A 3042-nucleotide genomic window follows, 5' to 3' on the forward strand; every position below is an offset into this window, starting at 1 on the left:
CACCAGCCAGCCCTTCGGGCGTGCGCGTGCGCTGGATCAGAAGCCCCAGCAGCGCAAGCACACGCGAGTCGGGCAGTCCGGCACGCGCGGGTTTCTCGCCCCAGCCAAAGCCTGCAAGGCACAACAGATTGCGCGAATGCGCGTCCGTGCCGCCGGGGCGAAAGGCGAACGGGTAGCGATACTTCTTCCATGCGCGATACAGCAACGTGACGAAGCGATGATTGAACTGATCGAGAAAGGCCTCGACGGCTTCATGCCCATCCTTTCGCAACACGATGTCATCGATCATGTGCGAGGGCATTGCCGCATCCACGCCGTACAGCCCCATGAACGTGGTGCGCACTGTCGGCGCCACGCCGGACCCGGTCCTGCCCGACTCGTCATCAAATTCGACCGATGCCATTTCTCCTGCCGGAAAACCCATGCGTGTACTCGGCCTGAAACGCACGGGCTCGTGGTCCAGCGTGTCACGCGAACCCAGGCCGGGATGGGCGGGCACGCGCACTTCGAGCAACCGGCACAGCTGCATGAAGTTCATCGTCGGCGCCCGCGCCAGCAGCGACACGACGATGGGCTCAACGAGCGGCTTAAGATCGGGCAGATCGTCCCGCAGACGGACTTCCTCCCCACGGAGGCCTCCTTCAGTCATCGGGGCGCGTGGCTTCATAACGGGGAGCGCTCCGCCTTGCTGCGCGGCCATTCGGTGCGGGCTTGCGACGGCAAGCTGACGATCGCGAGCCGGGTGAACAGGTTGATCTCGGCATAGAGGCCGAAGAACCGGTGCAGCAACTCTCCAAAGAGCATCACGTCACCAAGACCCGCGAACGCGTGACTGTCGAGTGTTACCTCGATCAGCACGCCGCGCTCGACCGAGCCGCCCGACACTTCTTCGAGCAGTTCTTCCGACACATGCAGAATCCCCGCCAGGCGCCGGCGATTCAATTCGTCTTCGGTCCAGTCGTAAAGCGCCAGCGCGCCGCGCAATACTTCGGCGTTCATCATCGACAGAAAGTTGGGGGCGAGATGCGAGAGCACCCGCCACTGGAAGCGGTCCCCGGTGGGCGGATAGAGCGGCAGCGTCGGCGCCGCGAGATTGCGCACGCCCGCCACGTTCGGCGTGCTTGCGCCCAGTTCATTGATGCTCGCCTCACGCAGCCCCTTTCGCGGCAACAGGCCGTTGGTGCCCGTTACGCGTAGCGAGAGGCTTTCTTCGGGAAGATCTTCCATCGTCTCCCAGGCGTGACCGCCGAGAATGACCCAGGTGTCGTGCAGGCCCGTGACGCCGTGTTGCACGCGGCTATGGAAGTAGCGTTCGGGAGCTTCGTGGCGCAGCATGCCGCCGCGGTGGCGAAACGTGGCGAACGGCACGTACTCGTAGCGCTCAGCGGTGTCGTGGTCGAATGATTCAATCGCATCGACCGAGTAGGTTTCGACGTGTTCACCCTGATGTCCGGCCGGCACGACGCGATATTCGGTCTCGTGGTGATCGACCCGGATCGGCTCGGCGTCGAGCGTGAACAGGTTGATGACCGGCGTGCAGAAGAGGCGCACATTCTCCGCGCTAAAGCGTTGATCGGACGGGTAGCTGTGCTGAAGAAGGATTTCCATCTCGAAGCTCGTCGCGCTGACGGGTAACTTCGCCACCTCCAGACCGCATAGGTCGACGAACAGGAACTTCTCGCGAAACGTGAAGTACTCGAGCAGCAGCTGATAGCCGGCGAATGCGGCTTCGGCCTTCGGCCACAAGCGTTCTTCGATCGAGAAGCCCGCGGGTTCGAGCGTTACCCCCGTGAGCGGCAACGCTTCACCGTCGCGCAGTTCGGGAATGCGCCATGCGATCGAGTCGACCTGACGCGTGAGCGCGAGGTGGATCGCGAACGCCGTTGGCAAATCCGCGTTCAGGTACAGGCGCAGGCATGAAAGATCCGTCGCTTCACGGCGTGCCGAGCGGTCGATTTCAAAACGCAGACGGATCACGGAGCGGGCGTCATGGCGCACGACGGGCCCCGCATGGGTGAGCCGCACCGGCTGCAGCGTCACCGGTGGAGTGGTGCGATAGACGCACTGGACGGTCTTGGGCGCGGCGCCTTCTGTGCCTGCCGTCGCAGGCATGGTGATGGGCGCCGAGCGGACCGGCACCCCGGCGGGCACCGTTTCCGTCTTCTGGAGCTTCTCGGCGAGAGGAATGAGTTCCACCACCGATAGCGACGGGATCATGCGCAGGTAGTGCGGCCACAAAAGGCTGACGAGTCCCTCGGTCAGTTCCGGCAGTTCATCGTCGAGCTTTTTCTGCAGGCGCCCGGTCAGGAACGCAAAGCCTTCATAGAGGCGTTCGACATAGGGATCGCGATCGCCTACGCGATCCAGGTTGAGCATGCGTGCCCGGTCGGGATGCGCCTTCGCGAATTCGCGGCCGGCTTCGCGCAGGTAGCGCATCTCGGCTTCGTAGTAGCGCAGGATGGGATCGTCGTGGTCCATGGATATTCTTTCTTATGACAGGGTCAGCGTGCGGGACGGGTCAAGCACAGTCAGCTCGCCCGTTCGTCCTTTGCGCGCAAAAAAAGCGTCCCCGTTGCCAGGGGCGCGTGAGGCAAGCAATATCTTCAGGAGACCTGAGAGCATGTTCAAGGCTCTTTGGACCAGGCGTCGCCAGCCAACGGCACCGTCTTTGCGGACTTTGACCAGGGATCGTTCTTCACGGCAACGGCCTTCGCGGCCTGAGGCCGTGCCGTTCCGACAGGCTTCGCCGGAGCGCCCGAGGCAGACTGTGGCGGCCCGGGTGGCAACAGCGAGGGTTGGTCTCCCGGCAGCGGCATCGCAGCATGCGCTGCTGCTTCGAGCGCTTCAGGCGGCAACGGCGGCGGACCAGCCGAGGCCCGCATGGATGTACCCATTGGTTTGTCCTTCGCCGATCCCGTCAAAAAAATCCGCGATGGCAGCGAAAAACGACGCAGTGCGAGCACCTCAAGCGGCCCAGCACCGGCGTCGCTGCGCAGTACTACCCGCAGTGGTACGCCCAGGCTCTGGTCCGGGGTCCAGGAG

The 3042-nt window shown here is 63.7% G+C and carries 2 protein-coding genes and 1 pseudogene; all 3 read right to left on the bottom strand.

The window, feature by feature from the left end; genetic code table 11:
- The coding region (tssG, locus tag WCA53_RS02425; RefSeq protein ID WP_423905095.1) for a type VI secretion system baseplate subunit TssG at positions 1-649 on the bottom strand (649 nt) is incomplete at its 3' end.
- Positions 650-663: 14 nt separating this feature from the next.
- Positions 664-2478 (bottom strand): type VI secretion system baseplate subunit TssF, encoded by a 1815-nt coding sequence (tssF, locus tag WCA53_RS02430; protein WP_423905096.1) that lies wholly within the window; start codon positions 2476-2478, stop codon positions 664-666.
- A 146-nt stretch (positions 2479-2624) separates the two neighbouring features.
- Positions 2625-3042 (bottom strand): annotated as a pseudogene (locus WCA53_RS02435) (ImcF-related family protein); the annotation flags it as partial.

This window comes from Caballeronia sp. (assembly GCF_049581465.1).
Lineage (GTDB): Bacteria > Pseudomonadota > Gammaproteobacteria > Burkholderiales > Burkholderiaceae > Caballeronia.